Annotated in this window: 3 protein-coding genes; 1 reads left to right on the forward strand and 2 read right to left on the reverse strand. The window is 36.6% G+C overall.

Features of this window, described 5'->3' with window-relative positions:
- Window positions 1–115: 115 nt before the first annotated feature.
- Both nhaD and RHOW815_RS07210 read right to left on the reverse strand, forming a co-directional pair.
- Window positions 116–1,375 carry a sodium:proton antiporter NhaD gene (gene nhaD, locus RHOW815_RS07205; RefSeq protein WP_215217641.1) on the reverse strand — a complete coding sequence of 420 codons (1,260 nt, stop codon included), beginning with the start codon at window positions 1,373–1,375 and terminating at the stop codon, window positions 116–118.
- Window positions 1,376–1,413: 38 nt separating this feature from the next.
- Window positions 1,414–2,382 carry a KpsF/GutQ family sugar-phosphate isomerase gene (locus RHOW815_RS07210; RefSeq protein ID WP_215217642.1) on the reverse strand — a complete coding sequence of 323 codons (969 nt, stop codon included), beginning with the start codon at window positions 2,380–2,382 and terminating at the stop codon, window positions 1,414–1,416.
- Between the two features lie 103 nt (window positions 2,383–2,485).
- Here RHOW815_RS07210 and RHOW815_RS07215 point away from each other — a divergent pair, with 103 nt between their 5' ends.
- Complete coding sequence (locus RHOW815_RS07215; protein ID WP_215217643.1) at window positions 2,486–3,907, forward strand: NADP-dependent isocitrate dehydrogenase; 1,422 nt, start codon at window positions 2,486–2,488, stop codon at window positions 3,905–3,907.
- Window positions 3,908–4,036 lie beyond the last annotated feature (129 nt).

Here is a 4,036-nt window from a genome sequence, read left to right on the forward strand (position 1 = left end):
GCTTTGCGCCTAAGGAAGTAAACAACATACATAATATACTCCTTTTTTCGCAATTCCTTTTCTCGCTTTTTTTTGCTTTTTCATAGAAAGAAAAAAAATATAAATGTCTTTGAATTTAAGCTAAAAGAGGTCTGAGTATTAAATAACTCGCCATGCCTACTAGATAACCAACCCCCACAGGAATACTCATTTTTTTAGCATAAGAGAGAAAATCAATTTTTTCGATACCCATAATGGCAACACCTGCTGATGAGCCAATGATTAAAATACTACCTCCTGTTCCAGCTGCGTAGGCAATCATATGCCAAAAGGAAGAATCCATTGGGAATACTTCCAATGGATACATGCCCATTGTAGCTGCAACTAAAGGAACGTTGTCTATAATTGCAGAAAAAATGCCTAATAAAGTAGCAATCAGAGCTGGTTCGTCAATTATTTTATTTAACCACTCCGCTACAATTTTTAGCATCCCAGCAGATTGCAGAGCCGCTACGGATAGCAAAATTCCTAAAAAAAACAATACCCCTGAAGTATCTACTCGAGTAAGCACATGAGGTACCCTCAAATGCTTTCTTTCTTCATGTGGATAGTGCATTAGATCTGTAACAATCCATAAAACAGACAAAGCTAAAATCACTCCCATAAAAGGAGGAAGGCCTGTTAGTCCTTTAAAAATAGGCACAAAAATTAAACCTGCTACTCCTAAACAAAAAACAACTTTAGCGCCAGGTTCATCAGGCTCTACTTTTTGCAAATCACCAGAAGCAAATTTTCCCTTTAACTTTAGAGAATACCAAATAAGAGGAAGGAATAATGAGATAATTGATGGGATAATTAAAGCTTTTATAACAGCAAAGCTAGAAAGTTGACCATTGATCCAGAGCATTGTGGTTGTAACATCTCCAATTGGAGTCCAGGCCCCCCCTGCATTTGCAGCAACTACGACAATGCAAACCATGAGAAACCTCTCTTTTCTATCAGGGATTAATTTGCGTAGCAAGGAGACTATTAAAATAGTTGTAGTTAAATTATCGAGAACCGCGGAAAGAAAAAACGAAGCGGCTGAAATGATCCATAACATTTTTCTTTTAGATCTTGTCCTTAATCTATCGGTAATGATCTTAAAGCCACGATGAGAATCAATAAGCTCCACTAACGTCATAGCTCCGATTAAAAAGAAGATAATTTGTGAAATTTCTGAGATGTGATGGCCCAAATCATATAAGTCGGACGAATTTTTGCATGACATATAAATCGTCCAACAAATAGCGCCGATAAGCAGTCCAACAGCTGTTTTATTCACCCTGATATAATACTCTAAAATAATTGCTAAATACCCCAAGGCAAAAACAACTACAATCAGAAAACATTCCATTTTCTTAAAGCTCCTTGATAAAACAAAATTAATAATTTTTAAGCAATTCCTGCTTGAACGATATCGTGCATGCGTAAAATACCTATTACGGTACGATCGTCTAACACAACAGGCAAAATCGTGATATACCTTTTTGGATCTTTTTGCATGAGAGCCAGCGCATCCCAAGCAAGCAGATCTTGATTTACGACTACAATAGAGTTTGTCATTAAATCCCTCACTGGTTGCTCTAGAGCAGAAGTGCCCCTTACCTGCAAAGCCCTTCGTAAATCTCCATCTGTGAAGATACCTAGCAGTTTTTTTTTCTCATCTACAATCAAAATCGCTCCACATTTTTTATCAGACAGTTCAAATAAAACATCAATGAGTTTATCCGAAGGATCTGCTAAGGGGATAGCTTGATTGCGAAACATCAAATCTCCTACTTTTAATGTCGCCTTTTTACCAATCGAACCAGCAGGATGGTTAAGAGAATACTTGATAAGATCAAATTGGTTTTTATGCATCAAAGAAATAGCTAGAAGATCTCCGAATAATAATTGCACCATTGTAGAAGTAGTTGGAGCCAAATTAAAAGGGCATAATTCTTTTTCAACAGGCAAATAAATAGATAAATCAGCTAAACGAGAAAGGCGGGAGTTTAGATGAGAAATAACTGCTACAATAAAAGTTTTTCTTTTTTTAGCAAAAGGGACCAAATGTAGTAACTCTTCTGTTTCTCCACTGCGACTAAATAATAAAAGCAGATCCTTCTCTGATAAGATCCCTATATCTCCATGTAAAAAATTAGTGGGAGGAAAGTACAATGCTTTTGTTCCTGTAGAAATAAGCGTCATTGCAATTTTTTCAGCAATAATTCCACTTTTTCCAACGCCTGTAAGGACCAATAACCCTGACACTTTGCTACATTGCTTGATGACTTTTTGCAGCTGCTCCAAAGGCAAATTGGTAAAGTAATGCGCTAAATATTGTTTCTGCCGACTAAGGATTTCTTGTATTTCTTGCATAAAAACTTTTGTGTTTGTGTATTTGATAGTATATGCAAATCCTATTTTTGCTTGAAGTCTTCAAAAAAAAGCCGTAAAAGAAAGCTTTTTAATTGAGGTAAGAATGAGCAAAAAAATTCCTATAGCAGTAGCCCATGGTGATGGAATTGGACCTGAAATCATGAAAGCCACCTTACATATTCTACAAGAAGCTGGTGCTCCTTTAGATATCCATTCTATTGAAATAGGAGAACAAGTATACAATAAAGGTATTCTAACAGGAATTGCATATAATTCCTGGGAAATACTACGTCATACAAAAGCTTTTTTAAAAGCACCTATTACTACTCCACAAGGAGGCGGTTTTAAAAGCTTAAACGTAACTATTCGTACTACTTTAGGATTGTATGCAAATATACGTCCATGCATTTCTTATGCACCTTTTATCACTACAAAACACCCTAAGATGGATGTAGTTATTGTAAGGGAGAATGAAGAGGATTTATATGCGGGCATTGAATATCGTCAAACGCCGGATGTGTATAAATCGCTTAAAATAATTTCTCGTCCTGGTTCAGAAAAAATCATTCGCTATGCTTTTGCATATGCCTCTCATCACAATCGAAAAAAAGTGACCTGCTTTACAAAAGATAACATCATGAAATTCTCAGATGGATTATTTCATAAAGTATTTGATGAAATTGCAAAAGAATATCCACACATTCAGAATGAGCATTGGATTGTAGATATTGGGGCTGCTAAATTAGCTGATACTCCGGAAATATTCGATGTCATTGTTATGCCCAATCTTTATGGAGATATCCTTTCTGATGTAGCTGCTCAAATTTCTGGATCGATTGGCATTGCAGGCTCTGCAAATATCGGTGATAGAGGTGCGATGTTTGAAGCAATTCACGGTTCTGCTCCAAGAAGAGCTGAACAAAATGTAGCAAATCCTTCTGCTCTTCTCTTAGGAAGCGTCCTAATGCTGCTTTACTTGGAAGAGACTCTATTAGCAGAAAGGATCCATAATGCATGGTTGAAAACAATAGAAGAAGGTTTTCACACATATGACATCTTTAAAGAAGGGGTTAGTAAGCATAAAATGGGGACACAAGAATTTGCCTCACAAGTAATCAAATTCTTAGGTGAGAAACCACAGTATTTGACCCCGGTTACCTATCAAAATAAGAATAAGTTTCAAGCCGTTCATGCTCATTCTCATTCTATTTCTGTTCAAAGAGAGCTTGTTGGTGTCGATGTTTTCACCTATGCTGATAAAAATCCCACTAAAGCACTTACCGCCAATAAATGGAATGCGCTTGCCTTACAAACGATCAGTAATAGAGGGGTCAAAATCTGGCCCGATGGACAGTCAGAGACCTTTTGTATTGATCAATGGCGTCTACGCTTTTTATCTAAAGACAACTCATGTATTGCAAAAGAGAGAGTTCTTGCCATCTTAGAAGAAGTATCTCAAGCAGGATTTGATAGCACAGGCTCGGAAAACCTGTATCTTTTCGATAAAAAGCCTGGATTTTCCTAAGAGCCTGTTTAAAATCTTCTCATTAAGGCATAATGATATACATGCCATAATTGCACACAAAGAAGGGGTTGCTCCTTAAACGGAGTAGGTTAAACTCTCCAATATAAACGAGATTTTTTCAAATCTCAA

Source organism: Candidatus Rhabdochlamydia sp. W815 (assembly GCF_018642185.1).
Lineage (GTDB): Bacteria > Chlamydiota > Chlamydiia > Chlamydiales > Rhabdochlamydiaceae > Rhabdochlamydia > Rhabdochlamydia oedothoracis.